22 protein-coding genes are annotated in these 25795 nt (G+C 64.7%); 10 read left to right on the top strand and 12 right to left on the bottom strand.

The window, feature by feature from the left end:
* Positions 1-23: 23 nt before the first annotated feature.
* Positions 24-1508, bottom strand: coding sequence for an ABC transporter substrate-binding protein (locus UP10_RS03015; RefSeq protein WP_245321658.1), 1485 nt, complete (start codon positions 1506-1508; stop codon positions 24-26).
* Between the two features lie 232 nt (positions 1509-1740).
* Positions 1741-3240 carry a hypothetical protein gene (locus UP10_RS03010; protein WP_044585884.1) on the bottom strand — a complete coding sequence of 500 codons (1500 nt, stop codon included), beginning with the start codon at positions 3238-3240 and terminating at the stop codon, positions 1741-1743.
* A 284-nt stretch (positions 3241-3524) separates the two neighbouring features.
* On the opposite strand from UP10_RS03010, the gene UP10_RS03005 reads away from it, so the two are divergent.
* From UP10_RS03005 to UP10_RS02995, 3 genes are read left to right on the top strand one after another with little or no spacing between them, the layout of a single operon-like run.
* On the top strand, positions 3525-4385 hold the full coding sequence (locus UP10_RS03005; protein ID WP_044586157.1) for an FAD binding domain-containing protein: 861 nt from the start codon (positions 3525-3527) through the stop codon (positions 4383-4385).
* 4 nt (positions 4386-4389) lie between these two features.
* Positions 4390-4884: a (2Fe-2S)-binding protein gene (locus UP10_RS03000; RefSeq protein ID WP_044585883.1), complete on the top strand. Its 495-nt coding sequence runs from the start codon at positions 4390-4392 to the stop codon at positions 4882-4884.
* Positions 4881-7139: a xanthine dehydrogenase family protein molybdopterin-binding subunit gene (locus tag UP10_RS02995; RefSeq protein ID WP_044585882.1), complete on the top strand. Its 2259-nt coding sequence runs from the start codon at positions 4881-4883 to the stop codon at positions 7137-7139. The genes UP10_RS03000 and UP10_RS02995 overlap by 4 nt, the downstream gene beginning before the upstream one ends.
* A gap of 164 nt (positions 7140-7303) precedes the next feature.
* Here the strand turns inward: UP10_RS02995 and UP10_RS02990 are convergent, their stop codons facing one another.
* Positions 7304-8248 carry an ornithine cyclodeaminase family protein gene (locus UP10_RS02990; protein ID WP_044585881.1) on the bottom strand — a complete coding sequence of 315 codons (945 nt, stop codon included), beginning with the start codon at positions 8246-8248 and terminating at the stop codon, positions 7304-7306.
* Positions 8249-8425: 177 nt separating this feature from the next.
* Positions 8426-8770, bottom strand: a complete 345-nt coding sequence (locus UP10_RS02985; RefSeq protein WP_044585880.1) for a hypothetical protein — start codon at positions 8768-8770, stop codon at positions 8426-8428.
* A gap of 267 nt (positions 8771-9037) precedes the next feature.
* On the opposite strand from UP10_RS02985, the gene UP10_RS02980 reads away from it, so the two are divergent.
* Complete coding sequence (locus UP10_RS02980; RefSeq protein WP_044541395.1) at positions 9038-9259, top strand: dodecin; 222 nt, start codon at positions 9038-9040, stop codon at positions 9257-9259.
* A gap of 88 nt (positions 9260-9347) precedes the next feature.
* Here the strand turns inward: UP10_RS02980 and UP10_RS02975 are convergent, their stop codons facing one another.
* Together UP10_RS02975 and UP10_RS02970 are read right to left on the bottom strand one after the other, a co-directional pair.
* Positions 9348-9926: a GNAT family N-acetyltransferase gene (locus UP10_RS02975; protein WP_044585879.1), complete on the bottom strand. Its 579-nt coding sequence runs from the start codon at positions 9924-9926 to the stop codon at positions 9348-9350.
* An 18-nt stretch (positions 9927-9944) separates the two neighbouring features.
* The gene (locus tag UP10_RS02970) at positions 9945-12302 is read right to left on the bottom strand and encodes an Orn/Lys/Arg family decarboxylase (protein WP_044585878.1); all 2358 of its coding nucleotides are present in this window, start codon (positions 12300-12302) and stop codon (positions 9945-9947) included.
* A gap of 420 nt (positions 12303-12722) precedes the next feature.
* Here UP10_RS02970 and UP10_RS02965 point away from each other — a divergent pair, with 420 nt between their 5' ends.
* The gene (locus tag UP10_RS02965; protein ID WP_050043551.1) at positions 12723-14060 is read left to right on the top strand and encodes a metallophosphoesterase family protein; all 1338 of its coding nucleotides are present in this window, start codon (positions 12723-12725) and stop codon (positions 14058-14060) included.
* A 95-nt stretch (positions 14061-14155) separates the two neighbouring features.
* Here the strand turns inward: UP10_RS02965 and UP10_RS02960 are convergent, their stop codons facing one another.
* Together UP10_RS02960 and UP10_RS02955 are read right to left on the bottom strand one after the other, a co-directional pair.
* On the bottom strand, positions 14156-14533 hold the full coding sequence (locus UP10_RS02960) for a cupin domain-containing protein (protein WP_245321646.1): 378 nt from the start codon (positions 14531-14533) through the stop codon (positions 14156-14158).
* 78 nt (positions 14534-14611) lie between these two features.
* A complete protein-coding gene (locus tag UP10_RS02955; RefSeq protein WP_050043550.1) occupies positions 14612-15205 on the bottom strand; it encodes a tetratricopeptide repeat protein in 594 nt (197 codons plus the stop codon).
* A gap of 270 nt (positions 15206-15475) precedes the next feature.
* Between UP10_RS02955 and UP10_RS02950 the strand changes: the two genes are divergently transcribed.
* Positions 15476-15862, top strand: a complete 387-nt coding sequence (locus tag UP10_RS02950; RefSeq protein WP_044585877.1) for an ester cyclase — start codon at positions 15476-15478, stop codon at positions 15860-15862.
* A 17-nt stretch (positions 15863-15879) separates the two neighbouring features.
* Here UP10_RS02950 and UP10_RS02945 read toward each other — a convergent pair whose 3' ends face one another.
* The 3 genes from UP10_RS02945 to UP10_RS02935 all read right to left on the bottom strand — a co-directional run bounded on the left by UP10_RS02945 (position 15880) and on the right by UP10_RS02935 (position 19157).
* Positions 15880-17613, bottom strand: coding sequence for an adenylate/guanylate cyclase domain-containing protein (locus UP10_RS02945; protein ID WP_044585876.1), 1734 nt, complete (start codon positions 17611-17613; stop codon positions 15880-15882).
* A 242-nt stretch (positions 17614-17855) separates the two neighbouring features.
* Complete coding sequence (locus UP10_RS02940; RefSeq protein ID WP_044585875.1) at positions 17856-18410, bottom strand: PAS domain-containing protein; 555 nt, start codon at positions 18408-18410, stop codon at positions 17856-17858.
* 453 nt (positions 18411-18863) lie between these two features.
* Positions 18864-19157, bottom strand: coding sequence for a GIY-YIG nuclease family protein (locus UP10_RS02935; protein ID WP_044585874.1), 294 nt, complete (start codon positions 19155-19157; stop codon positions 18864-18866).
* A 219-nt stretch (positions 19158-19376) separates the two neighbouring features.
* Here UP10_RS02935 and UP10_RS02930 point away from each other — a divergent pair, with 219 nt between their 5' ends.
* Positions 19377-20150: a rhomboid family intramembrane serine protease gene (locus UP10_RS02930; protein WP_044585873.1), complete on the top strand. Its 774-nt coding sequence runs from the start codon at positions 19377-19379 to the stop codon at positions 20148-20150.
* A gap of 187 nt (positions 20151-20337) precedes the next feature.
* Entirely contained in the window at positions 20338-20766 is a 429-nt protein-coding gene (locus tag UP10_RS02925) for a CBS domain-containing protein (RefSeq protein WP_044585872.1), read from the top strand.
* 3 nt (positions 20767-20769) lie between these two features.
* Here UP10_RS02925 and UP10_RS02920 read toward each other — a convergent pair whose 3' ends face one another.
* A complete protein-coding gene (locus UP10_RS02920; protein ID WP_044585871.1) occupies positions 20770-21813 on the bottom strand; it encodes a patatin-like phospholipase family protein in 1044 nt (347 codons plus the stop codon).
* A 240-nt stretch (positions 21814-22053) separates the two neighbouring features.
* Between UP10_RS02920 and UP10_RS02915 the strand changes: the two genes are divergently transcribed.
* Both UP10_RS02915 and UP10_RS02910 read left to right on the top strand, forming a co-directional pair.
* Positions 22054-23124 carry an RgsD C-terminal domain-containing protein gene (locus UP10_RS02915; protein ID WP_044586154.1) on the top strand — a complete coding sequence of 357 codons (1071 nt, stop codon included), beginning with the start codon at positions 22054-22056 and terminating at the stop codon, positions 23122-23124.
* A gap of 234 nt (positions 23125-23358) precedes the next feature.
* Positions 23359-25788, top strand: a complete 2430-nt coding sequence (locus UP10_RS02910; protein ID WP_044586153.1) for a putative bifunctional diguanylate cyclase/phosphodiesterase — start codon at positions 23359-23361, stop codon at positions 25786-25788.
* The last annotated feature ends 7 nt before the right edge of the window (positions 25789-25795 follow it).

Here is a 25795-nt window from a genome sequence, read left to right as displayed (position 1 = left end):
GCGTGAAAATCGCGCCGCCGTTTCTATTCGGTCTTGTCGACGTTCCAGAACACCGGCGGCGCCGGGCCCTCCAGCACCCCGGTCAGCGATTTGCGCCAGGCGCTCGGCGAGCGGAACTGGCCGAGCGGGATAAAGATCACCTGCTCGTAGGCTTCCTTCTGAATGTCGATCGCGAGCTTCTTCTGCTCCTCAGGCGAGGTCGCGCGCGCAAAGGCGTCGCGCATCTGCTCGAGCTTGGCATCCTCCGGCCAGCCGAACCAGGCACGCTTGCCGTTGGCTGCGATTTGGCCGTTGACGATCGGGTTCATCACTTCGGTGGCGCCCGTGAAGGTGAAGAACATGTTCCAGCCGCCTTCCTTCGGTGGCTTCATGCTGGCGCGGCGGCTGACCACGGTCTGCCAGTCGGTCACCTGCGCATCGACATTGAAGCCAGCGTCGCGCAGCCGCTGCGCCACGACGATCGGCGGCGACTTCAGGATCGCGTTATCGCCGGGAATCATGATCACGACGGGCGTGCCGTCATAGCCCGATTCAGCCAGCGCCTTCTTGGCCTCGGCCAAGCCGTTGCCCTTGATCAGCGTCTCGGCGCCGATGTCGCTGGCGAGTGGCGTGTCGCAGGCGAAATACGCGCCGCAGATCTCGTAATATTTCGGATTGCCGATGGTGGCGTCGAGCACATCCTTCTGGTTCAACGCGAGGAACGCCGCACGGCGGATTTTGACGTTGTCGAATGGCGGATGCAGGAAGTTCATCCGCCCCTCGATCTGGAAGCCGAACTTGTTCAGGACGGCGACGGTCAGATCGGGATTGGGCTCGAGCACCGGCAGCAGGTCGATCGGCGGCAGCTCGAGGAAATCGATATCGCCGGATTGCAGCGCGTTGACCGCGGTCTGCGCATCGGGCATCGTGATCCATTCGATGCGATCGACCTTCGCGACCTTGCCGCCGGAGGTCCAGTCCGGCTTCTCCTTGCGCGGGACGTAATCGGCATTCTTCTCGTAGATCGCCTTGACGCCCGGCTGGAATTCGGCCTGGACGAATTTGAACGGGCCCGAGCCGATCTGCTCGGCGATCTGCTTGCCCGGCGGGGTCTCCGCCAGCCGCTTCGGCATCATGAACGCGACATAGGAGGAGGGCTTTGCGATGCTCTCCAGCACGAGGCCATATGGCTCCTTGAGCTTGAGCACGATCGTCGTCGGTCCGGTGGCCTCGAGCGATGCCGTGAACTCGGCGAGCTTCTGCGCCATACCGTCGACTGTGCCCCAGCGCTTCAGCGAGGCGACGCAATCCTCTGCGGTGACGGGTGCGCCGTCATGCCATTTCAAGCCGTCGCGCAAGGTGAAGGTATAAGTGAGCTTGTCGTCGGAGATCGTCCACTCCGCCATCTGCGGCTGGACCTTGAAGCTGGCATCGATGCCGAGCAGCGTGTCGTAGACCATGTAGCCATGGTCGCGGGTGATGTAGGCCGTAGTGAAGACGGGATCGAGGATGCGCAGATCCGAGTGCATCACCGCGGTGATGGTCTTCCGCCCGCCGGCGGCGGAGGCCTGCGATGTCCATATCGCCGGGGCAGCGATCGCCGACGGCACTCCGGCCGCAAGCTTGAGCAGGGTCCGGCGCGAAACGTGGGGCATTCGCTGTCTCCTGATTGGCGCAGGCACGTCCTGCAGCGCGGGGCATGTTTCACCAATCCGATGCTTCAGGCAAGCGAGGGCTGCGCCGCCGCACAGGGAACACGCCTCACGGCTTCAGGGCGTAGCCGAGCAGGCGCTCGTTCGCGCCGAGCTTTTCGCAATCGGCCGCATTCGACGCGAAGTGCGATTGCTCACGCGCGTTGTAGCAGCGGTAGAGCGGAATCGTTCCGGGCTGCGCCTGCGCAGAGACCCAGCCAGCCGTGCGCAACCGCTGATAAGCGTGGGCTTCGCAAAATCCCTTCTCGGCGAGAAGATGATCGGGATGGCCGGGCCGCAGGCTGACGCAGTCTTCGAGCTCGACCGTGGGAGTCCCGGCGGTCGCGGCCGTCATCAGGTAGCCCGATTGCGCTTCGAGCCGGTAGGACGTGCCATTGCCGGGGACCGGCCCCGTCGTCGACCAGCGATCGTGCAGCGCTGAATTGTACCAGCGCGCGAGCTGCACGCCGACCTGCGGGGTCGCTTGCGTATCGCTGCGCGACACATCCACGGGCCGGACCACCAGATATTTGTCGGCGTGCCCACCGCCCGGCGGCCAGTAAGCGTAGACCAGCAGCCATGAATTCGACAGCTGGTTGCCGCCGGTCGCGGCGTCGAGCAGTACCGGATAGGTGACGAGTTCGGACGGTGCCGGGCGCTGCCAGACGCCGGGGTCGAGCACCAATAACGGCTCCGGCACTGCCTTGAGCGTCACGTGGTCGCGGGTCAGGAACAATCCAAGGCCGCCGGGCACCCAGCCCGTCAGCGCCAGCTCGCCGCTTGCCGTCCAGCGCGCGACGCTGCTGCCCGAGCCGTTCATCAAACGTGTGGCCTGGCCGCCGAGCCCGGGCTCGTCCCACTGCCCGTCGAAATATTTCTTCCATTGGCCGGGGCCGGGATCGGCGAGGGGCGCGCGCGCCGCGATCAGCGCCCCGTCCCGCGGACGGAAGCAGTAGAGGTAGTAGAAGCTGTCGCGACCATCGACGGCGGTGCAGTCACCTTCGCCGGTGTTCTTGCCCGGTGTCGGGCGGTCGGTGCCGGTGATGATCTGTCCGAGGTCGTGCCAGGTCAGGCCGTCGTCGGATGAGGTCGCAAGCGACATCGATTTGTGGGTCTGGCCCGCCGGATAGTTGCAGGCGGTCTCGTCATGGATGAAGCCGAGGAGCGTGGCGCCGGTGCGCTCCGCATGGTTCAGCCACTGGCCGCAGGAATCGACGCTGCCCGGCGGGCCCGGCCGCAGCACCACGCGGGCGGAGCCGCCCATGTCCGATGGCCTGATACCATCGATCGCCCGCGTCTCGGCATGGGCGTCGAAGCCGCGAAAGCGTCCGTTCGGAAGCGCGATCTCGCTGAACTTGTTGTCGGCAATGTCGGCGGCGGGTCCCCGCACGATGGTGGGAACGCCGACGCGAATGCGGATGCAGCTCGCGCAAACCTCGCCGTTGGCGGGCGCTGCGCCCGAGAATCCCGGCGCTGGCAACCAGAATGTCAGCGCCGCGGCGAGCGCCAGGACGCGGGATTTGTGACGATTGCGAACGAACGGCCGTCCGCCGCCCGAGGGACTATTCATCGTGCGATTATGGTTCGGAGCGGCGAGGGTTTTATGTAGCGCCGTCACACTATCGCGTGATTGCGCCGCCGCGGGGACTCTCACGATGTGAGATCGCCGGGTGCGGCAGACCCCACGCAAGTGCTTGTGCTGCATGGGAGCCCGCCGCTTCGCATGGGGCGGCGGAGGCTGTTCGGACCACCCTCCGCCGTGTAGGCTGTTGTTTCTGCCGGCCAAACCACAAGGTCACCCACGTACCAAGGGAACGAGCAGCCGAGGGAGAGCCAAACAACGACATGACCGATATCCGATACGTAGCACCGCGCTCGCTTGATGAAGCGATTGGCGCATTCGCTGCCGCCGGAAGTGCCGCCCGCATTATGGCAGGCGGCACCGATTTGTTGGTGCAAATGCGCTCCGGCCAGGTGCGGCCGGGATTGATCGTCGACATCAAGAAGATCGGCGAGCTGACTGAGATCGAGGAGACCGCCGATGGCGGCTTCCGCATCGGCGCCGCCGTTGCAGGCATGGCGCTGTTGGAACATAAGCGGTTCGGCAAGATCTGGCCCGGTGTGCTCGAAGCCGTCAACCTGATCGGCTCCAAGCAGGTGCAGGGCCGGGCGTCGGCCGGCGGCAATCTCTGCAACGGCTCGCCGGCGGGCGACAGCGTGCCGGCGATGATCGCGGCCGGTGCCGTCGTCACCGTGCAGGGCCCGAATGGCCGCCGCGAGATCAAGGTCGAGGACGTGCCGGCCGGACCCGGCCGCACCAATCTCAAGCCGGGCGAAATCCTCGTTAGTTTTGCGCTGCCGCCGCGCCCCGCGGGCTCCAGCGATGCTTATCTGCGGATGATCCCGCGCACCGAGATGGACATCGCGGTGGTCGGCCTCGCCGTCAGCCTCACCTTGAGGGACGGCGTCTGCACCGCGGCCCGTGTCGGGCTCGGCGCGGTGGCGCCGACCGCGCTGCTGGTCGAGCCGGCCGCAAAGGCGCTGATCGGCTCGAAGCTCGATGACACCGCGCTCGAAGCTGCCGCCGCTGCGTGCCGCGCGGCTTGCCGTCCGATCGACGACAAGCGCGGCACCATTGCCTACCGTACCAAAACCGCCGGCGTGCTGCTCAAGCGCACCGTTGCGATCGCAGCCCGGCGCGCCGGAGGAAACTGACACCATGGCGAAACTGCACGTCACCACCACAGTCAACGGCGAGCCGGTGGAATTCCTCTGCGAGCCCTACGAGACCATGCTCGACGCGCTGCGCGGGCAATTGGGCTTGACCGGCTCCAAGGAGGGCTGCTCCTCCGGCGATTGCGGCGCCTGTTCGATCACGCTCGACGATCGGCTGGTCTGCTCCTGCCTGATGCTCGCGGCCGAAGCCGAGGGACATGAGATCGGGACCATCGAGGGCATGGCCAGCGGCGAGAAGCTGCATCCCCTGCAACAGAAGTTTTTGGAACACGCTGCGCTCCAATGCGGCATCTGCACCTCGGGCATGCTGGTCGCATCCGCGGCCTTGCTGAAGAAGAGCCCCGATCCCAGCGAGGAGGAAGTCCGCTTCTGGCTCGCCGGCAACCTCTGCCGGTGCACCGGTTACGACAAGATCGTCCGCGCGGTGATGGAGACCGCAGCCGAAATGCGGCAAGGAATCCAGGAGGCAGCCCAATGAACGTCGTCGACAACAAATGGATCGGCCAGCGCACCATCAGGCCCGATGGCGTCGACAAGGTGACGGGCCGCGCAGCGTTCGCCGCCGACACCACCATGCCCGGCATGATCTGGGGCAAGGTGTTGCGCAGCCCGCATCCGCATGCGCGGATCAAGTCGATCGACACCGCGAAGGCTGAGGCCCTCCCCGGCGTCAAGGCGGTCGTCACCTCCAGCGACATCGTCGATTTCACGATTCCGAAGGGCGCGGTGATGCTCGGCATCCAGGACATGCGCTGGATGTGCCGCAACGTGATGGCGCGCGAGAAGGCGCTGTTCCCCGGCCACCCCATAGCTGCCGTGGCCGCGACCACGGAGGCGATCGCAGCCGAGGCCTGCAAGCTGATCGAGGTCGATTACGAGGTGCTGCCCTGGGCGATCGAGATCGACGACGCGCTGAAGGCCGACGCGCCGGTCCTGCATGAGTGGCACAAGTTCGACGGCAAGCCTTCGAACATCATGGCCCGGATCGAGGTCAAGAAGGGCGACATCACGCAAGGATTCAAGGACGCCGAGGTCGTGATCGAACGCTCCTTCGCCACGCGCCCGGTGCACCAGGGCTATATCGAGCCGCATGCCTGCCTGATCTCGGTCACAGCCGACGGCAAGACCACGATCTGGTCGTCGAGCCAGGGCCAGTTCATGGTCCGCGCGATGACCTCGATGCTGACGGGCATCCCGCAGAGCGACATCCGCGCCATCCCCGCCGAGATCGGCGGCGGCTTTGGCGGCAAGACCATCGTCTATCTCGAGCCGCTGGCGACGTTGCTGGCGAAGAAGTCCGGCCGCCCGGTGAAGATGGTGATGACGCGCGAGGAGGTGATGCGCGCGACCGGCCCGACCTCGGGCTCGAAGAGCACGGTGAAGATCGGCGCCCGGAAGGACGGCACCATCGTCGCCGCGCATGGCAGTTTCTATCTGCAGGCCGGCGCGTTCCCGGGCTCGCCGATCCGCGGCGCCGTCGGCTGCAGCTTTGCGCCCTACGATATCCCGCATGTGCTGTCGGAAGGCTTTGACGTCTGCTCCAACCGCTCCAAGGTCGCGGCCTATCGCGCCCCGGGCGCGCCGATCGGCGCCTATGCCGTGGAATGCGTGCTCGACGAACTCGCCGAGGCGCTGAAAATGGATCCACTGGAGCTGCGGCTGAAGAACGCGGCGAAGCAGGGGACCAAAGCCGCGCACGGCCCGGTATTCCCGCGCATCGGCTATATCGAGACGCTGGAGGCCGCGAAGACCCATCCGCATTACTCTGCGCCGCTCGGCAATTTGCAGGGCCGCGGCGTCGCATCCGGCTTCTGGTTCAACGCCGGCGGCGAATCCTCCGCCCAGCTCAACATCACCGAGGACGGCAACGTCGTCGTCACCACAGGCCATCCTGATATCGGTGGCTCCCGCGCCGGCATCGCCAATATCTGCGCCGAGCTGCTCGGCATCGACTACAAGCGCATCTCCGTGATCATCGGCGATACCCAGACGATCGGCTTCTCCAATCTCACCGGCGGCAGCCGCGTGCTGTTTGCGTCCGCGATGGTGGTGACGCAGGCCGCCGACAAGGTGATATCAACCTTGCGCGAGCGCGCCGCGAAAATCTGGGACATCGATCCCGACGCGGTGAAGTGGGAGAACGGCGCCGCGCACCCGGTGAGCCCGAATGCCGGCCAGTTCGAGCCGTTGACCTTGGCCGATCTGGCCGAAAAGGCGCCGTCGCAAGGCGGCCCGATCGGCGCCAGCGTGCAGCTCAACACCCAAGGTGCGGAAGGCGGCTTCGGCACGCACATCTGCGACGTCGAGGTCGACGTGGATCTCGGCATCGTGCGGGTGATCCGCTACACGGCGGTGCAGGATGTCGGCCGCGCCGTGCATCCGAGCTATGTCGAAGGCCAGCTCCAGGGCGGCGTCGCCCAGGGCATCGGCTGGGCGCTGAACGAGGAGTACATCTACAACAGGGATGGCAAGGTCGATAATCCCGGCTTCCTCGACTACCGCATGCCTGTCTGTTCCGACCTGCCGATGCTCGACACCGTGCTGGTCGAAGTGCCGAACCCGAAGCACCCGCAAGGCATCAAGGGCGTCGGCGAAGTGCCGCTGGTGCCGGTGATGGCGGCGGTTGCGAATGCCGTCCACAACGCGCTGGGCCGGCGCTTCTACAGCCTGCCGATGTCGCCGCCGAAGGTCTCGGCGGAGCTGGATGCGCCGGTGCAAAGGGCGGCGGAGTAGGGGCGTTCGACCGGTTCAGCCGTCATTGCGAGCCAACGGGTCGCGCGAATGCGCGCCCGATGACAGGCTCCGCGAAGCAATCCATCTTTCCACTTACGCGGAGTGATGGATTGCTTCGTCGCTTCGCTCCTCGCAATGACGGTTTGGCAGCCGAGCCAAGCGCCTCAGCGAAGCTCCTTCCCCAACGCCCGAAACACCGTCTCGCACGTCATCAAGTCCAGGTGCCCGCCACCGGCGTTCTTGAAGAAGGTGATATCGTCAGCTGACAGCCGGCCGGCGACCTTGCCGGTGGCGAGGTCGTAGTGATCGCCGAGCACGTCGTTTTCGCTGATCGCACCGCTTGCAATCGGCTGCAGGATGTCGCCGACGCCGTCGAAGGCGGATTCGCGGCGGTCGACGAAGATGCGCGAACATTTCGCCGCCTCGTCGTCGGCCTCGCGGGTCTCTGGCGTGAAGCCGCCGACGAGGTCGAGATGGCTGCCGGGGCGCAAGTTCGCGCCCTTGATCAGCGGCTGACGCGAGCGGGTGCAGGTGGTGATGATGTCGGCCTCGCCCGTGGCGGCGTCGAGATCGGTGACAACATCGGCGGCGATGCCTTCACGTTCCAGCACCGCGGCGAGTTCTTGTGCGCGCTCGATGGTCCGGTTCCAGATCTGCACGCGCCGCAGCGACGGCCGCACCGTGCGGTGCCCGCGCACCAGCCAATGCGCCATCTCGCCGGCGCCGACCACCAGCAGCGTCTCGGCGTCAGGCCGCGCGAGATGCTTGGCGCCGAGCGCGGAGTCCGCGGCCGTCTTCCAATGGGTGATCTCGGAGGCATCCATCACCGCCAGCGGCTGGCCGTTGGCGCCGTCGAACAGCACGCAGACCGCCTGCACGGCCGGCAGCTTGCCGTCGGCGAGATTGGCCGGGAAGCTGGTGTACAATTTGGTCATCATGAAGCGGCCGGCATCGACCGCGCTGCGGGTCACCAGCTGCTGGCCCTTGTCGTCGCCGAGATAGCCGTCGCGCACCGCGATCTTCGGCCGCCGGTGCGCGGCCTCGATCGCCTCGATCAGGATCGGGAAGGTCAGGACGCGGTTGACCTCGCTATCGTCGACAATATGCACGTCGTTCTCCTCATGGGCGCCCTTGCGCTCGGGGTGAACGCCTTCTCGCGAAGGCCTGTGACGCGATGGATAGCGTGTGGGGAGGGGTAGTCAACCGGGCATGCGCGCGCGGGCAGCTTGCTCAACGGAAGAGCCGCCGATAAATTCGGCGGCGCTTCGCTGCAATACCAGTTTAACCTAGCGGCCGCCGCCACCACCGCCGCCGCCACCACCACCTCCACCACCGCCACCACCTGCGTTCAGCATGCTCCCGCTGTAACGCGGATCGGACTGCTTCATGTAGGCCGGCGAGATGTCGCGGTTGCGCGCGCGCACCACATCGTTCGTCAGGGCAGGTTGCCCGCATCCTTCGTCGAAGAACGGGCTGCAGCGCTCGACAATGCGCGGCTGAAACGCATTGGCGGCTGTCGTCGTCAGGACCGTCGTTGCGATTGAAGTGACCAGCACTGCTGTGGTTGCGAGCGTGGTCGTGGTGGCGACAGCGATCAACGCTGCTGCTGATAATCTTGATCTGGTCGACATTGGAAATTCCATCCTTCGGTTGGCGAAACCGGAATGGCCCGCTCGCGAGATTGGACGGGGCCTGCTGGAAAGGGGTTCGAGCCGAAGGCAAGGATTTGGCAGCGCCCACACGACAACGTGAAGGCCCGGGCGGCCCGCGCCGGGCGTGAACCTGGCCCATGCCATAGGCGGGCGCCTCGACAAATACAGGCGCGGGGATGGCACCGAAGGCGACGCGGCACGTTAGCGTCCCGACGCCATCCCAGCGTCATCATCCAGGAGGTCACCATGCCCGCCAGCCACGACAAGGATCACGTCTACAAGATCCTGGAACTCGTCGGATCATCGGACAAGAGCATCGAAGCGGCGATCGACAACGCCGTCGTTCGCGCGTCAAAGACGATCCGGGACATGAAATGGTTCGAAGTCGTGCAGACGAGGGGCCACATCGAAGGCGGCAAGGTTGGCCACTATCAGGTGACGTTGCGGGTCGGGTTCACGCTGGAATAGGGGGGCTCCCCGAGCCAGCGACCAACAAACTCGGTGTCGTCCCGGCGAAAGCCGGGACGACAGTTGTGTGTGCGGCGATGCGAACCCATCACCGTCGCGACAGCGGTGCTGGCGGCGGCGGCTCGGTGGCCCCCGCGGCGAGCGAGCGTTGCATCATCACGCTGTCTGACCAGTGGCCGTGGCGATAGGCGACGCCGGGCAAATGGCCGACGCGGGCGAAGCCGAACCGCTCGTGCAGCGCCAGCGAGGCGGTATTGTCACTGTCGATATAGCCGATCATCTGGCGGAAGCCGGCCGCCGCACAGGTGTCGATCAATTCCTGCAGCAGCTTGCCGCCGACGCGCTGGCCGACATATTGGTGATGCACGTAGATCGAGTGCTTCACGGTGTAACGATAGGCCGGGCGCTTGCGGAACAGCACGACATAGGCGTAGCCGACCACCTCGCCATCGCAGATCGCGACCAGATGCGGCAGGCGGGTGTTGCGCAAATTCTTGCGGCGGTCGCGCAGATCGTCGGGCTCCGGCGTGCCGGAATCGTCGACGCTGTCCTCGACACCATGTCGGATGTGGCGGCGGTAGATCGCGAGCATCGCGTCGACGTCGCTGTCGCGCGAGGCGCGGACGGTGATCTCGGCGTGCGCTGCGCGCTTGGGATCATTCTCCATTGTGGGCAGTCCGTCCGCTTATGCCGCTACGACGTAAGTATAGAAGCGGACGCGGCCGGACGCATCGATTTCCTTGTAGACGCCCTGGATCTCGACCTCGAAGCCCGGGAACGTGTTGAAGCTCGCCTCGAACATCTTGAGATAATCGATCATCGGCTTGCTGCGTTCCGACAGCAGCTCGCCGGGCACGATGGTGGCGATGCCGGGCGGGTAGACCACGAACGGGGTTGCGGCGACGCGGCCAAAGATCTCGTCGATCGGCAGATAGTCGACGTCGTTGCGGATCAGGTAGCGCGCCGCCTCGCGCGGCGACATCGCGATCTCGGGCAGATGCTCCGGCAGGAATTGCTTGGCCTGCAACGTGCTGACGCCGGCGTCGCGGAAGAAGCGGTGCATGTCGCCGCAGAGATCGCGCAGCCGCACGCCGGCATAACGGCTCGGCCGCCGCCGGTAGAATTCGGGGATGGCGTCCTCGAGCAGCGCGTTCTCGTCATGCAGCTTCTTGAAAGCGACCAGCCCCGAGATCAACGTGCCGGCCTTGCTGGCCTCGACGCCCGGTGTCAGCAGGAACAGCAGCGAGTTGAGATCGTTCTTCTCGGCGACGATGCGGTTCTCGCGCAGATATTGCGCCACCACGGGCGCGGGGATGCCGTGGTCGGCATAAGCGCCGGTGGCATGATCGAAGCCCGGCGTCAGCAAGGTGAGCTTGTTCGGGTCGGTCATGGCAAAGCCCGCCGTCGTCTCGGCGAAGCCGTGCCAGGCCTCGCCGGGCTTGAGTTGCCAATAGGACGGGTTGGTCGCGAGCTGGTCGGTGGAGATGCTCTCCCAGGCGACATTGTGCACGCCGCCCTCGCGCGCGACATCCGGGATCATCACACGGTCAGGCACGAACGGCTCGAAGAACCAGCGCCGCTCAGCCCGCGTCTCCTTCTCCTCGAACTCGCGCTTGACCGCGCGGATCTTCTTGCGCAGTTCGATGCCGAGCCGGATCGTGTCGTCCCACAGGACTTCGCCGGAGCGGCCCTTCATCATCTGCGCGCCGACGTCGAGCGAGGCAAAGATCGGATAGAACGGCGAGGTCGAGGCGTGCTGCATGAAGCTTTCGTTGAAGCGGCGATGCTCGACGCGGCGCTTCTGGCCCTTGATGTGGCGGTCGCGGATGTGGATCTGCGAGGCCTGCGAGAAGCTCGCGAGCTGCTTGTGGGTCGATTGCGTTGCGATGATTCCGGGCGCCTCGGGGCCCAGATCAGAGAGGCCCATCGCGAAGCGGCCGGCATAAATCGGATGGAATTTCATGAAGCCGGCCCAGGCCTCGTCGAACAGGATGTAGTCGCAGAGATGGCCGATGCGCTTGAGGATCATCTCGGCAGAGTGGATGGTGCCGTCATAGGTGCACTGCTCGACCACCGCGACGCGGAACGGCCGCGGCTTCTTCCAGGCGTTCTCGTCCTTGACCAGCGGGTGCTTGCGGATGCCGTCGCGTAATGCGCCTTCCTCGAGCAGGTCCCAGCGCATCGGGCCGATCAGGCCCCAGGCGTTGCGCACCGTCGGCACATAGACCGGGATGCCGCCGCCGATCAGCAGCGCGCCATGGTGGGCGGCCTTGTGGTTGTTGCGGTCGAACAGTACGAGATCGCCGTCGGTGACCAGCGAGCCGAGCGCGACCTTGTTGGAGGTCGAGGTGCCGTTGAGCACAAAATAGGTCTTCTCGGCGCCGAAGATCTTGGCGGCCTCTTTTTGCGCCCGCAGCGCCGGCCCCTCATGGGTGAGGAGGTCGCCGAGGTCGAGCACGGAATTGTCGAGGTCGTCGCGAAAGACCGCTTCGCCGAGATGCTCAACGAACACCCGCCCGATCGGGCTGCGGCTGTAGAACACGCCGCCATTATGGCCCGGGCAGGTCCAGAGCTGGTTGCCTTCCTCGGCATAGTCGACCAGGGCGCCGAAGAACGGCGTCTTCAGATTCTCGGCATATTGCTTGAGCCTGGAGATCAGGTTCTTGGCGATGAAGGGCGGGGTCTCCTCGGACAGGAACACGTAGCCGTCGATGAAATCCAGCACCTCGACCGGCAAATCCTCGAACCGCTTGCGGCGGATCAAGAGGATGATCGGAAAATCGAGGCCGCGCCGCCGCATCAGATTGATCAGCGCCGCGGTCTTGCCCTCCAGTCCCTTCTTGCCCCAGTCGACCACCATGCAGCCGATCGCAGCATCGGTCTGCACGGCGATCTCGGCATCTTCCAGCTTGCGGGCCCGCACCACTTCGAAGCCGGAGCGCTCGATTTCGGCGATGATCTGGTTGAAGCGGATGCCTTCGAGGTCGTCGGATTCGAACACCGGCGCGGCGAACAGGAAGTTGAAGCGTTTGAAATAGTCCATGCGTGTTCTCGAACTGGTCCGGCAGAACCTGTCGGGATAATTCATGACAAAGAGATGACAGTGGAGGCGGGGCCGATGGTCGTCACCCCGAGCGGGATTTCGGGGCGGCGCGCGACGATTTTGGCAGCGGTCTCCACCCGAGAGCCTGAGGCGGCGCGGGAGAGACCGTTGCCTGCACCCCTGTGTTGCGTCCTGGCCGCCGCTGAGTGGCAGGTTCTGCCGGCAACGCACGACGGCCGACCCGGAGCCGTCCACGGCCTGGGGCCAAGCGCCGGAGGCGATAACGTGGTCGGTTTTTAACTTGAGTTTGAACGCAACCTGTTATTGTATCTCGCAATCGATGCTCGCTGGCCATTTGGCGGATCGTGCCGAAACCGCAGATTTTGAATTGCTGAAAACTCCATATACGAGGAGGGAGCCATGTCCCGCGCGTTCGGAGATCCCGATCTAACTCCTGATAATTTCAGCAGCTTCAGCAAGCAGCAAATCGACGCCGACTCGGCGGCCAAAGGCCTCGAGCAACTCGAACCATTCCCGGCGGCCAGAAGCACCACTCCGATGGAGCTGTCGTCGGTGATCGGTGCCGACCTCGTGCAGAAAATCGAGAAGGCCGGCAAGATCACCTTTCATTCGGTAGGTGATACCGGCGGAATTCACAGCCCGGAATTCCAGTTTGCCGTGGCCGACGCAATGGCCGAAGACCTCTCAGGCGGAGCCGCCTTCTGGTATCATTTGGGCGACGTGGTCTATTATTTCGGTGAGGACCAATACTACTTCTCGCAGTTCTACGATCCATACCGCAATTACAATGCGCCGATCTTTGCCGTTCCAGGCAATCACGATGGAGCCATCTACACGGGCGAAACCGCCAAGTCACTGGCGCCCTTCATCGCCAACTTCTGCACCAGCCAACCCACGCGAAGTTCGGATAGCCAGGGCGCGGTTCGAACCACCATGGATCAACCGGGGGTGTACTTCACCCTGAACGCTCCTTTCGTGAAGTTCATCGGTCTCTATTCGAATACGAGCGAGGGCGGCACCGAGGGCGTCATTGCAAATCCAAAGGTCGGCAACGCCCAGTTGACGTTCTTGAAGCAGCAGCTGGCCGCCGCGAAAGCCGAACGAGATAAAAACCAGGGGCGCGCGCTGGTCATCGTGACGCACCACCCACCATTTACAGGCAGTCCCACGCATGTGCCGAGTCCGGCCATGCTCAAGCAAATCGACGACGCCTGCGAGGCTGCCGGAATTCAGCCGGACTTGTATCTCTCCGGCCACGCCCATCTGTATGAGCGATACACCCGAACGGTTGGTAAGAAGCAGATCCCCTATCTCGTCGCCGGAATGGGGGGCTACTACAATTTACCGGGTTTGAAGCCGCCGAACCGTCGTCCGCCTTCACAGACGACTCCGCAATCCGGCACTGATGCGAGCGGCAATCCGCTCAGGCTGGACGTCTACAACGACAACACCTTCGGGTTTCTGCGTTTGACCGTGTCGCCGACCTCGATAGCCGGTGTGTTTGTGACCGTGGACCCGCCGTCAGGCAAAACCGGCGTTGGCGACAGCTTCACGGTCAACTTGCAGGCCAACACCGTTTCTAACGGTGGATCAAGCGGGACGTCGAGCACGCAAGCAGGAAAGCCTTCGGCATCCTCCAAGGCCAAACGCACTCCTGCCAAGCCAGCACGGAAGGCCGGCGTCAAAGCTGCGAAAGCGAAGCCCAAGCCGCACGCCGCGAAGAAACGGAGGCGCTGACGTCGCTTCTAAATCAGCGGAACCGGAGCGGCGAGGGTCAGATAGCCATTGTCACCCCGCCACCGGCACCAGCCCGTGGCGCAGCATCGTCTCCTTCATCCTGGCCGGACGGGCGCGCCGGCGGCCATCAGTGCCGCGATCTCCCTGAAGTATTGCGGCCCGAGCACTCCGGGGCTCAGCATGCACAGGCAGGTCGCCGGACCGTCCGAGCGGTTGGTGAAGCCATGGACGATGCCGCGCTTGATGAAGGCGGTTTCGCCGGGGCCGAGGTCGATGTCCTGGCCATCGACCCGCCAGGTCGAGACGCCGGATAGCCCATAGATCGTCTCATCCCAGCTCTCGTGATAATGCGGGATCGGCATCCGCGCATTCGGCTGCAGCGTCATCTCGAACAGATCGATGCTGCCGCCGGTCGTCTCCTTGCTCTGCAGGAATTTGAGTCGCAGGGTGGCGATTTCGATCAATTCGGACATGGTGGCCTCGCGAGATTCGCGTGCCACCGTAGCGGATGGCACGCGGCGAGGCCAACGGCTTAAGCAGCAGGGCTGCTGTCAGTAGACGAGCCCGGTGCCCGGCGGTTTTTCGAGCGCCGCCGCCAGCGTCCGATACTCGGTGCAGTCGGTGCCACAGATCGCAGCGATCCGGCTCAGATGGTATTGCGCCTGATCGCGGTTGCCCTGTTCGATCTGCCACAGGCCGTAATAGTTCCACGTCAGCACGTGGTTCGGATCGGCCTTCAGTGCGCGCTCGTACCAGACCTGCGACTGCTTGTAGTTGCCGAGCTTGCGATAGGAGTAGCCGATCAGATTGGCGACGTTCGGATGGTCGTCGTTCCCGAGCGCATGGAGCTGATCGATCCCGACGGCATAGTCGTTGCGCTCGTAGATCGTGGCATAGGCCGCGCGGTAGCCCTCGCGGAACGCCGGATCTGCCAAGCCCTGCTTGCTGGGCTTCTTCGTTCTTGTGATCCTCTTGTCCTTCTGCTGGGGCGGGGAGGGCGCCGGGGTGCTGTAGTCCGCGCCTCCACCTCCGCCTCCACCTCCACCTCCGCCTCCGGCCGCTATGGCGATCTGCGGTGAGGACAGGATGAGCGGCACCGCGAGGGTCGCCGCAAGCGTTGCAAGCTTCATCAGGGACTTGATCATGCAAACCTCTCGATTTCGAACCGGGGCAGTCGTGGGTCTGAAGCAATAACTCCCCGTCATCGCAGACATTCCCCTCGATCGGAAAAATTGTTTGCGGCAACGGGGTCGAAACCTAACTTTGGTGTCAGAATCGCGATGGGGGCGGACCAGCCGGACGGCACGGCGGCATCGGGGCGGGCGGGAACGGAGTCGATGTCCGGGATATTGTTTGGCTGGGCGGGAGCTGACTGCCCAGCTTGACGAAGGTCGCGGAAGCACAGGTGCAAGACCATGAACGAGACGGATCTCGCCGACATCTACCGACACTACATTGCCTGCCTGAATCGGCAGGACTGGCCGCGGCTTGGGCAGTTTGTTGACGCTGACGTGCACCACAACGGCCGGCCGCTCGGCCTGTCAGGTTATCGCGCAATGCTAGAGCAAGATTTTCGCGACATACCGGACCTTCGTTTCAACATCGATCTGTTGGTGTGCGATACGGCTCACGTCGCAAGCCGGCTCGCGTTCGACTGCTCGCCAAGGGACGAATTCCTCGGCCTCGATGTCAACGGGAGGCGGGTTTCGTTTACCGAGAACGTGTTCTACGAATTTCGCGGCGGCAAGATCGTGCAGGTATGGTCGGTAATCGACAAAGTGGCGATCGAAGCCCAGCTGTAGCGGGCCGTGAACCGTATCTACTTGTGCTCCAGATGCCAGGCGCCGTCCCAATCCGCCGCGGGAGGGGTCTCTCTGAATGCCTCGACGCGCGCCTTGAATGCGATCGACGGGCCATCGCCCGGCACAACGTTCAGCGCCGCCGCGAATGCACGCTCCGCATCGTCCCAGCGCTGCTCGCGATAGGCCGCGAGGCCAACGGCATAGTGCTGCCGCAACTCTGTCTGAACCGGCGTCAACGCGCCCGACGTGCCCATGATCTCGAACACTGTTTGCGGCTGGGACTGGCCGACCACGACCAGCCGGTCGATTTCGCGCAGCTCGATCGTATCAGCGCAGGATGCGGCGGTCGCCTCCGAGATCAGGGAGCGGCTGCCGTAGAACTTGTTGGCGCCCTCCAGCCGCGAGGCGAGGTTCACGGTGTCGCCGAGCACGGTGTAGCTCATCATGAATTCGGAGCCGATGCTGCCGACCAGCACCTCGCCGGTGGCGATACCGATGCGGATGTCGCAGTCGGCCGGGATCGCGCGCACGCCGAGCAGCTCGGGCAGGTCCTTGCGCAGCTGGGCGACGCGCCCGGTCATGTCGATCGCGGCCAGCGCCGCGAGATGGGTCTGCTCGGCCTCCTCGACAAAGGGCGCGCCCCAATAGGCCATGATGGCGTCGCCGATATATTTGTCGATGATTCCGTTATGGGTATGGACCGGCGCCGACATGGTCGAGAGATAGAGGTTCATGATCTTGACCAGGCCGCGCGGCGTCACGCCTTCGCTCAGGGACGTAAAGCCCTTCATGTCGCAGAACATCACCGTCATGACGCGGCGCTGCCCCTCGGTGGCGGCGAGCGCCGGCTGCTCCAGCAGGCCCTCGGCGATCCGCGGATTGATGTAGCGGCCGAAGGTTTCGCGGATCCGCTGATTGTGGCGCAGGGTCTCGATCATGCGGTTGAAGGCGGCCGAGAGCTGGCCGATTTCGTCCTGCGTCGTGATCGTGATCGCGCCGTCGAGGCGGCCGGCCTCGACCTCGCGGGTGCCTTCCAGCAGTCGCATCACCGGGCGCGTGATGCCGCTGCCGACCAGCATCGCGAACACGAAGCCCAGCACCGCGGCGATCACGGTGACGATGCCCGAGACGATGATGGCGCGCTGCTGGGCAGCCATCACGGTCTTGGCGCTGGCGCCGACCTGGGCCAGCATGTCGGCCCGAATGCCTTCGATCCTGGCATTGAAGTCGTCGCGCAGGGCCTCGGCGTGGAGCATCGTCTTTCTGGCGGAAGCGAAATCCTTGGCGTCGAGTTGATCGATGATGGTCTTGTTTTCGGTATTCAGCCGGACCAGCAGGTCGTTGAGGGCATTGTCGATCCGGTCGTCGATGCGGCCGAGGGCGGCGTTGTCGGAGGGGGTCGAGGCATCCTCGATGATCGCGCCGATCAATTTGCGCGCGGCATCGGCCTCCTGGTTGATCACCGGATTGATCTCGTCGAAGGTCTTGTGCGCGGCTGCGTAGTTTTCGTCTTCCGTCGGTCCCTGCATCTTCGCCATCATCATCCGCCGCATGGCGAGCGACCGCTCGAGCGAACGGACATTGACGCGGGCGAGATGGGCGTAGGCGGGGATGTAGCGGTTGGTGAGCTCGTCGAGCAGGTGACCGACCTGGCCCGCCATCACCATCGACAGCACAGACGTGATCACCGCGAGGACAATCAGTCCCGCAGCGATGCCGACGATCTTCTGCCTGATCGAGCTCCGAAACATGCCCTGTGCTCAGCCCCCGAAGCGGCAATCCGTCATCGCGGCGAAACAGCTAATAGAGTTCCATGGCGCCGGGCGCAAGCCGGGGAGGGCGGTCTGCGGCCAGGGGTTTTTCTCCCAACGCAGGCCTTCTTAAACTACCAGGCCGCGGGCAAGGGGTGCAGTCCAGCACTGTCACCGTAACTCACCGCATGCGCGGGTGATGACATTGAACAAGGTATGATGCTGACGTGCAGGCGGTTAGACTAACGCAGGCCTTCGTAGACCATCAGGCCGCGGGCGATTGCGAGCTTTCGCAGCGCACGCGGCACGAATCGCTCCGGCGGGTGCAGATAGCGCCACGAGGTCAGCGCCAGGTCGCTCAGTTTCGTGGCGTTGTCCTCGAAGGGGGCCAGCAGCCCGGTGAGGCTCGCGGGCACGTGCACGCGGGCCGTGAAGGGCAGCAGCAGCAGTTCGAGATGCGCGCGCTCGCCGGTCTCGGTGGTTGCGGTGACGCCTGCGATCGCAGGCAGCGTCTCCTCGGCGACGGCGCTCATGATCTCCTCGATCTCGCTGCGGCTTCCGCCGGTGAACAGCGCGGAAAAGCTCCGATCCTTAAGGTCGCAGCCGAGCAGGGCCGAGGTGCGGGTGCCGGCGACGCGGAAGGGATAGCCGGCCTCATTGTCATAGGACAGCACGAAAATGTCGGCCAGCAGCTCACGCACCGCGGACGGCTCGAACTCGCTCCGGTCAGGTGCGCGCGCATTGCCGCGCTTCGCATTCCAATAAGCGAAGAACTCGCGGCTCGACTTGTGTTTCATCCGAAGAACCCTGCCCGGCGCATGTTTCAGCGGGACACATCTGTCCCGGTTTCGTGCACGCGCCTTCCCTTTCTCTGTTGTGCAGGGAAGGCTTTGCAGCGTCCATGCCGGGGCCGCGTTTTGGGCGGTTTATCGACGTCTTTGCGTCGTTAACGTAAATTTAACTATACGCTTGGCAGCCGCGGCGGGTCCGCGTAAGGTTCCGCCATTCCCGTTTGCGCCGGTTGCCTCCAAGGGCCGGCGGCTTACGTCTACAGGTGGCGTCAAACAGTTTGGTCGTCGCGCGGGGAGGGGTGGGGATGAACCCCCGATCCTTCTGGGGCGCGAGAAGATCAGCCGAATGAGGGAGGGTGTTCTCAGCACCCTCCCTTTTTAGTTTAGAAATGTCTCGTGTCCCGGACGCGGTGCAGCGCGCAGCGGTGCACCGCAGAGCCGGACCCATGCCAGACCCGTTCACGAATTCAGCTGATCGGCCAGATCCCGCCAATCTGGATTGAGCTCTTCGATCAGCTTGATCTTCCATGCCCGCCGCCATCGCTTCAGGGAATGCTCCCGTGCGCGTGCTTCCAAGATGGAGTCGAGCGCCTCGAAATAGACCAGCTGGTCGACATTGTATTGTCGCGTGAAGCCTGGAACGAGCTTGGCCTTGTGCTCGGTTATCCGGCGCGCAAGGTTGTTGGTTACGCCGGCGTAGAGGGTCCCATTACGTCCGCTGGCGAGGATGTAAACGAAGAACTGCGTGCTCATTTCTGGATCAGACGGCTGCAGGAAGCCCTCAATTTCGCAAGTTCAGCAAGCGTTGCCAATTCCCGTGGGTCCCGGCTCTGCGACGCGTCCGGGACACGGAGAGTTGCCCGATCAGCCGATTGTGTACTTGCACTGTGCCGCGTAAGCCGCCTATCTGAGGCTCAACCGCCGTATTCGAGGTCGTCGACCCCCTTGGACTCCCCACCCGAATCCCCGCTCATGCCGCCGCCGGAGGCGCCGCGCGAGCCGATCCTGACGCTGCCGCCGGCGCTCACCGCCTACATCGTGCTGATCGCGGTGATCCACCTGCGGGTGCTGCTGCCGCCGGAGCTGGAAAACTGGACGGTCGACGTCTTCGGCTTCATCCCCAAGCGCTACGACTCGACGCTGCTCGACATCACCTTCCCGGGCGGGGCCGGCGCCAAGGTCTGGACCTTCGTCAGCTATTCGCTGCTGCACGCCAATCTCACCCATATCGGTTTCAACGTGCTGTGGCTGTTGCCGTTCGGCAGCGCGCTGGCGCGGCGCTTCGGTGCTATCAGGTTCTTTGTTTTCATGGCGGTGACGGCGGCCGCAGGCGCCCTCGCGCATCTCGTGACCCACGAGCACGCGATTGCGCCGATGATCGGTGCATCGGCGTCGGTGTCGGGGACGATGGCGGCGGCGATCCGCTTCGCTTTCGTGAAGGGCAGCTTCCTCTCGTTCAGCCGGGGCGACGCCGAGGCTGCGGCCAAGGTGCCGGCGCTGCCGCTGTTGCGCGCGCTGCGCGACCGGCGCGTGCTCGGATTCCTGGCGGTCTGGTTTGCCGTTAACATCGTGTTCGGGGTCGGCTCGCTTGCGATCGGTGTCGGCGATGCTCCGAGCGTTGCCTGGCAGGCCCATATCGGCGGCTTTCTCGCCGGCCTGCTGCTGTTCTCGCTGTTCGATCCGATCCCGCGCGCGCGAGACGATGCTGCAGATGCGTCGTCGGTGGACCAGTCCGGCCGCGTCTGATCGCCGCTTGCGGGAGGGGGCGAATTCCTCCATCATCTTCACGACGAAGGCAGCCGGGCTGACAAAATACAGCCGCGCTATTGTCCGCGCCCTGGAACCGAAATCGGCGCGGACCTGTTGATTGAAGGCTCAACGAACAGGCTCGATCCCCGTTCAAGGGGACGCGAACGGATTCAGGGAGGCGACAATGACGGTACGTTCCATTCTCGATGCCAAGGGCCACCAGATATTGAGCGTCGAGCCCGACGCGAAGCTGGCGGCCGCGGTCAAGCTGCTCGGCGAGCGCAAGATCGGCGCGGTGCTGGTGATGAGCCAGGGCCGGATGGAAGGCATCCTGTCGGAGCGCGACATCGTGCGCGTGATCGGTGAGCGCGGCGCTGCCGCGCTGGATGAGCCGATCAGCGCGGTGATGACCAAGAAGGTCGTCAGCTGCCGCCAGTCCGACACGGTCAGCGGGATCATGGAGATGATGACGACGGGCAAGTTCCGCCACCTGCCTGTTGTCGAGGACGGCAAGGTGGTCGGGTTGATCTCGATCGGCGATATCGTCAAGCGCCGCGTGCAGGAATACGAGCACGAGCAGGAAGCGCTGCGCGACTATATCAAGACGGCCTGAGCGCTATTTGCCCGTGGTGCCGTTGCCGGTCGACGGCACCAGGATATCGATCGCTTCCTCGATCGCGCCGATCGCGCGCTCGGCGGCACGGATGCCGTGTGCGATCAGGTCGTCGGCGCGGTGGAAGTCGAACCAGCCGATCTGGCCGACGCGCGGCGAAATCAGCATGTCCGGCGGATCGCCGGCGAGGCGCGCGCGGGTAATGCGGTCCTGCATGATGTTGAAAGCGTCCACCATGACGCTCGAGATGCCCGGCCGGGTCGCGCTGCCGAAGAATTCACGCTTCACGGTGCGCTCTGCGGAGAAGAAGCCACCGAAGCGGCGCTTCGGTGGCTCGGGGTCGGGCGCGGCCTCGGCGGTCACCGCCACCGTCACCTCGGGCGCGGCGGCTGCGCCATGATTGTAGATCGTGGTCGAGTGCGCGAACACATCGCTGGAGAGGTTGGCTGCAATCACGATCTCGGCGCCGAGCGCGCGCGCCGCCGACACCGGCACCGGGTTGACCAGCGCGCCGTCGACCAGCCAGCGATCGCCGATCAGGACCGGCGCGAAGATGCCTGGCAGGGCGTAGGAGGCGCGCATGGCGTCGACCATGCTGCCATGGGTCAGCCAGATCTCATGGCCGGTGCGCACTTCGGTCGCGACGCTGGCGAATTTGACCGCGAGGTCCTCGATCATGACCTTGCCCAGCGCTGCTTCGATCTCGGCGGCCAGCTTGGTGCCACCGATCAGGCCGGAACCGTTGAGGCGGATGTCGAGGTAGCTGAGCACGCTGCGCGGCTGCAGGCCGCGGGCCCATTGCTCCAGTGTCTCGATATGCCCGGCCGCATAGGCGCCACCGACCACGGCGCCGATCGAGGTGCCGACCACGACGTTGGGGACGATGCCGTGGGCCAGCAGGGTCTTGATGATGCCGATATGGGCAAAACCGCGTGCGGCCCCGCCACCCAGGGCAAGCCCGATCACGGGACGGCGAACCGTTCCCAATCCTACCTTGTCGGGTCCATCGGAGCCCCTATGGCCTCGACCCATCCAGCTATCCAGCACGACAGCATCTCCTTCGGGGCGGGAGACTAGGCCCCGTGGCACGGCTCCGCCAGAATCGTCATTATCCATGGTTTACATGCATGGTTTATGCCCGGCGGCGTCGCCGTAGCCAGAGATTACGACTTGACCGCGACGCTTTGACTAACGTCGGCTGGAACGGCCGGGTTCCAATCGGGGACGGTGCCGTCTTGAGCGATCGGAAGGCTTGAATTTGCCGCGGTTTCGTTGAAAAGCATGGCGATGACTTTGAGGCGCAATGGCATCGGCAGATGCGGGTGGGGCAGGTGCCTCCTCCCGCTGCTGGTGCTTGCCGCCATCGCAACCGCCGTGATTCCCGGTCCCGTCTCGGCCCAGTTGTTCGGCGATCGGCCGCCGCCGGTGCCGCCGGCCTCGGTCCCGGATGTACCGTCCGGCCCGGCGCTCAATCTGGCGCCGCCCTCCGGGGCTGGCTCCGGACCGGTCCTGCCAGGGCCGCTGACCCAGCCAACCATCGTCCAACCGTCGATCGCGACTGTTCCGCCGGTGGTGCCCCCGCCGGGCGCTTCGACCGCGGGTCAGGCGGTGCTCTCGCTGACGGCACGGTACGGCAAGGACCTTCCCGTCATCAACAGCGGGTTGGTGTGGCGGGTGTTTTCCGACAAGCCCGATGACAACGGCACGTTCAAGCTGGTCCGCGAGGAGCGCGGGCCGACCCCCAACATCGTGTTGCCGCCGGGCAATTATGTCGTCCACGTCGCGCTCGGCCTCGTTAGCGCAGTGCGCGCGGTCAATTTGAAATCGGAGACCGACCGTGAATCTTTCGTCCTGCCGGCCGGTGGCCTGCGGATCGAGGGCCGCGTCGGCACCAGCAAGATCCCCGCCAACCAGATTTCGTTCGGGATCTTCAAGGGCAGCCAGTTCGACGGCTCGGATCGCGGTGCGCTGGTGCCAAACGTCGCCGCCGGCGACGTCGCGCTGCTGCCGGAGGGGACCTATTACATCGTCTCCAACTATGGTGACGCCAACTCGGTGGTGCGCTCGGATATCCGCGTCCAGGCCGGCAAGCTGACCGACGTCACCGTCACCCATCGCGCCGCCGTGATCACGCTCAAGCTCGTCAGCGACAAGGGCGGCGAGGCGCTTGCCAACACCGCATGGTCGGTGATCACGCCGGGTGGCGACGTCATCAAGGAATCGATCGGCGCATTCCCGCGCGTCGTGCTCTCCGAAGGCGAATATCGTGCGATCGCCAAGAACGAGGGCAAGGTGTTCGAGCGCCCCTTCAACGTCGTCAACGGCGTCGATGGCGAGGTCGAGGTCGTCGCGCGCTGACGGCTGACGCAGTCGCGTTTCATGCAACCGTCATAGTCTCTAAATCGCACTAACCATCGCGCGACTTTAAGCCGTCATAATCGCCGCGACGGCTGGCCATTTCCGCATTTTTTACACGGCGTTAAGCGCCGCTGACTTGGATGCTCGCGGGGACAAGCGTTTGCGTGAGTGGGGCGTGCCGTGGTCGTGGCCAACAAAAAACCGGAAAAGACATCAGCCAAGTTCAGCAGCGAGATGTTCGCCGACGTTGCGGTCCTGCAGCGCAAATGGCAGGCGGCCGTCAGCCCGGGCGAAAAGCTGCCGCGCTATGAAGACGTGATGCTCGGCAGCCTCGGCCGGCTCGCGGATCACATCGCGCTGCTGCGCAATGACGATGGCGCGTTGCGTGTCTCCCACACCGGCCGCTACATCCAGACATGGCTGAACGATGAGCGCTGGGATATCCCGCTCAGCGCACTGCCGCCGGATTGCGCGACCGCGCTCGGCGAAGCCGCGGCGAGCGCGCACGCGAACGGCCGTCCCTATCTCGCGTCGGCACATTGCGTGCGTGACGGCCTGGTGCGAACCTATGACGTGCTGGCGCTGCCGACGCGATCGCGCTGGGGGGGCACGCTGGTCGGCGTCTACGTCAACGAACGCGATGCGCAGTACAATCTGCTGGATACGATTTTCTCCGCCACCGATGAGGGCGTGCTGTCGCTTGCCGCGATCCGCGATCCACGCGGCGAGCCGTCCGATTTCCAGGTCGTGCATCTCAACCAGGGGGCCGCAAGGCTCTTGATGCAGCCCGCGACCGACTTGCTGTGGCGCCGGCTCAGCGCGGGCGGCAACCCGCTTGCCGCGCCGGAGGTCATCGGCCGGCTGCGCGAATTCGTCAGACGAGTCGGCGGTGGGCAGTTCGAGATCGACAGCGGCGATCGCTGCCTTCGGCTCGGCGTCACGGCATTCGGCGATATGCTGTCGCTGACGGTCTCCGATGTCACCGCGATGAAGCGGCGCGAGGACTCATTCCGCCTGCTGTTCGAGAACAACCCGATGCCGATGTGGGTGTTCGACGCCGCCACGATGGAGTTCCTCAGCGTCAACGACGCCGCAGTTCAGCACTATGGATATGCCCGCAAAAAATTCCTCGGCATGACGCTGCGCGAGATCTGGCCGCAGGATGAATGGGCCCTCCACAGCGAGGCATTGCGCGAGATCGGCGACGTCTATCAATCCAGCCGTGACTGGCGGCACATCAAGGCCGACGGCAGCGAGATCCATGTGCTGACATTCGGACGCAAGGTGGCGTTCGATGGCCGCGACGGCTATCTGGTCGCGGTGGTCGACATCACGGAGCGCCGCGCCGCCGAGGCGCGGATCGCCCACATGGCGCACCATGATGGGCTCACCAACCTGCCGAACCGCGACTTCTACCAGGAACGCCTGCGCGAGGCGCTGGAGCGCAGCCGGTCCGGCAACAAGCGCGTCGCGGTGATGTGCGTCGATCTCGATTTGTTCAAGAACGTCAACGACTCCTTCGGTCACCCGATGGGCGACCGGCTGCTCAAGCTGGTGGCGGAGCGGCTGAGAGCGGCGGTCAGCGGCGACAATCTGGCGGCCCGTCTCGGCGGCGACGAGTTCGCGATCGTGCTGGCCGCCGACGTTTCGCCGAACGAAGCGAGCGCCTTTGCCGAGCAACTCATCGCGGTGCTGAGCGCGCCGTACGCCATCGACGGGCTCGACATCGTGGTCGGTGCCAGCATCGGCATTGCGCTGTCGCCGAGCGACGGCATGACGACGGAGGAGCTGATGCGCAACGCCGACATGGCGCTGTACCGCGCCAAGTCCGAGGGCGGCGGCGTGCATCATTTCTTCGAACCCGAGATGGATCAGCAGGCGCAGAAGCGCCGCGACATGGAGCGCGACCTGCGTGCGGCCATCGCCAATGGCGGGTTCGAGCTGCATTATCAGCCGCTGGTCGACATCGCGGCGGATCGCATCAGTGGCTTCGAGTCGCTGCTGCGGTGGCCGCACCCGCAGAAGGGCATGGTCTCGCCGGCGGAGTTCATTCCGGTTGCCGAGGACATTGGCCTGATCGTCGCGCTCGGTGAATGGGTGCTGCGCGAGGCCTGTTCGGAGGCAGTGAAATGGCCCACCAATGTCAAGGTCGCCGTCAATTTGTCGCCGGTGCAGTTCCGCAGCCGCAATCTGGTGCAGGCGGTGATTTCGGCGCTGGCACATTCCGGCCTGTCGCCGCGTCGGCTCGAACTCGAGATCACCGAGTCGGTGTTCCTGGCGGAGACCGAGGCCAACCTCGCGATCCTGCATCAACTGCGCGGGCTTGGCGTCAGCATCTCGATGGACGATTTCGGCACTGGCTATTCCAGCCTGAGCTATCTGCGCAGTTTTCCGTTCGACAAGATCAAGATCGACCGCTCCTTCGTCAAGGATCTGGCGCAGCGCTCCGATTGTCTCGCGATCGTGCGCGCGATCTCGGGCCTCGGCCGCAGCCTTAACATCACCACGACCGCGGAGGGGGTCGAAACCGTCGACCAGCTCGATTGGCTGCGCGCCGAAGGCTGCAACGAGGTGCAGGGCTTCCTGTTCAGCGCCGCGAGGCCGGCGCGCGAGATCGGGGCGCTGCTGGCGGGATTTGCCACGCGGGCGTCGAAGGCGGCGTAGGGGCCCC

This window comes from Bradyrhizobium sp. LTSPM299 (assembly GCF_000938235.1).
GTDB lineage: Bacteria > Pseudomonadota > Alphaproteobacteria > Rhizobiales > Xanthobacteraceae > Bradyrhizobium.
Note: the sequence above shows the minus strand (reverse complement) of the source record. Positions and strands in the feature narration are given on the sequence as shown.

Coding starts and splice junctions, on each gene's coding strand:
- UP10_RS03015 (WP_245321658.1), bottom strand. CDS start 1,508: ATGCACTCGGATCTGCGCATCCTCGATCCCGTCTTCACTACGGCCTAC.
- UP10_RS02925 (WP_044585872.1), top strand. CDS start 20,338: ATGACGGTACGTTCCATTCTCGATGCCAAGGGCCACCAGATATTGAGC.
- UP10_RS02940 (WP_044585875.1), bottom strand. CDS start 18,410: ATGAAACACAAGTCGAGCCGCGAGTTCTTCGCTTATTGGAATGCGAAG.
- UP10_RS02945 (WP_044585876.1), bottom strand. CDS start 17,613: ATGTTTCGGAGCTCGATCAGGCAGAAGATCGTCGGCATCGCTGCGGGA.
- UP10_RS02965 (WP_050043551.1), top strand. CDS start 12,723: ATGTCCCGCGCGTTCGGAGATCCCGATCTAACTCCTGATAATTTCAGC.
- UP10_RS02915 (WP_044586154.1), top strand. CDS start 22,054: ATGACTTTGAGGCGCAATGGCATCGGCAGATGCGGGTGGGGCAGGTGC.
- UP10_RS03000 (WP_044585883.1), top strand. CDS start 4,390: ATGGCGAAACTGCACGTCACCACCACAGTCAACGGCGAGCCGGTGGAA.
- UP10_RS02970 (WP_044585878.1), bottom strand. CDS start 12,302: ATGGACTATTTCAAACGCTTCAACTTCCTGTTCGCCGCGCCGGTGTTC.
- UP10_RS03010 (WP_044585884.1), bottom strand. CDS start 3,240: ATGAATAGTCCCTCGGGCGGCGGACGGCCGTTCGTTCGCAATCGTCAC.
- UP10_RS02995 (WP_044585882.1), top strand. CDS start 4,881: ATGAACGTCGTCGACAACAAATGGATCGGCCAGCGCACCATCAGGCCC.
- UP10_RS02930 (WP_044585873.1), top strand. CDS start 19,377: ATGCCGCCGCCGGAGGCGCCGCGCGAGCCGATCCTGACGCTGCCGCCG.
- UP10_RS02960 (WP_245321646.1), bottom strand. CDS start 14,533: ATGTCCGAATTGATCGAAATCGCCACCCTGCGACTCAAATTCCTGCAG.
- UP10_RS02955 (WP_050043550.1), bottom strand. CDS start 15,205: ATGATCAAGTCCCTGATGAAGCTTGCAACGCTTGCGGCGACCCTCGCG.
- UP10_RS02980 (WP_044541395.1), top strand. CDS start 9,038: ATGCCCGCCAGCCACGACAAGGATCACGTCTACAAGATCCTGGAACTC.
- UP10_RS02950 (WP_044585877.1), top strand. CDS start 15,476: ATGAACGAGACGGATCTCGCCGACATCTACCGACACTACATTGCCTGC.
- UP10_RS02985 (WP_044585880.1), bottom strand. CDS start 8,770: ATGTCGACCAGATCAAGATTATCAGCAGCAGCGTTGATCGCTGTCGCC.
- UP10_RS02935 (WP_044585874.1), bottom strand. CDS start 19,157: ATGAGCACGCAGTTCTTCGTTTACATCCTCGCCAGCGGACGTAATGGG.
- UP10_RS02975 (WP_044585879.1), bottom strand. CDS start 9,926: ATGGAGAATGATCCCAAGCGCGCAGCGCACGCCGAGATCACCGTCCGC.
- UP10_RS02910 (WP_044586153.1), top strand. CDS start 23,359: ATGTTCGCCGACGTTGCGGTCCTGCAGCGCAAATGGCAGGCGGCCGTC.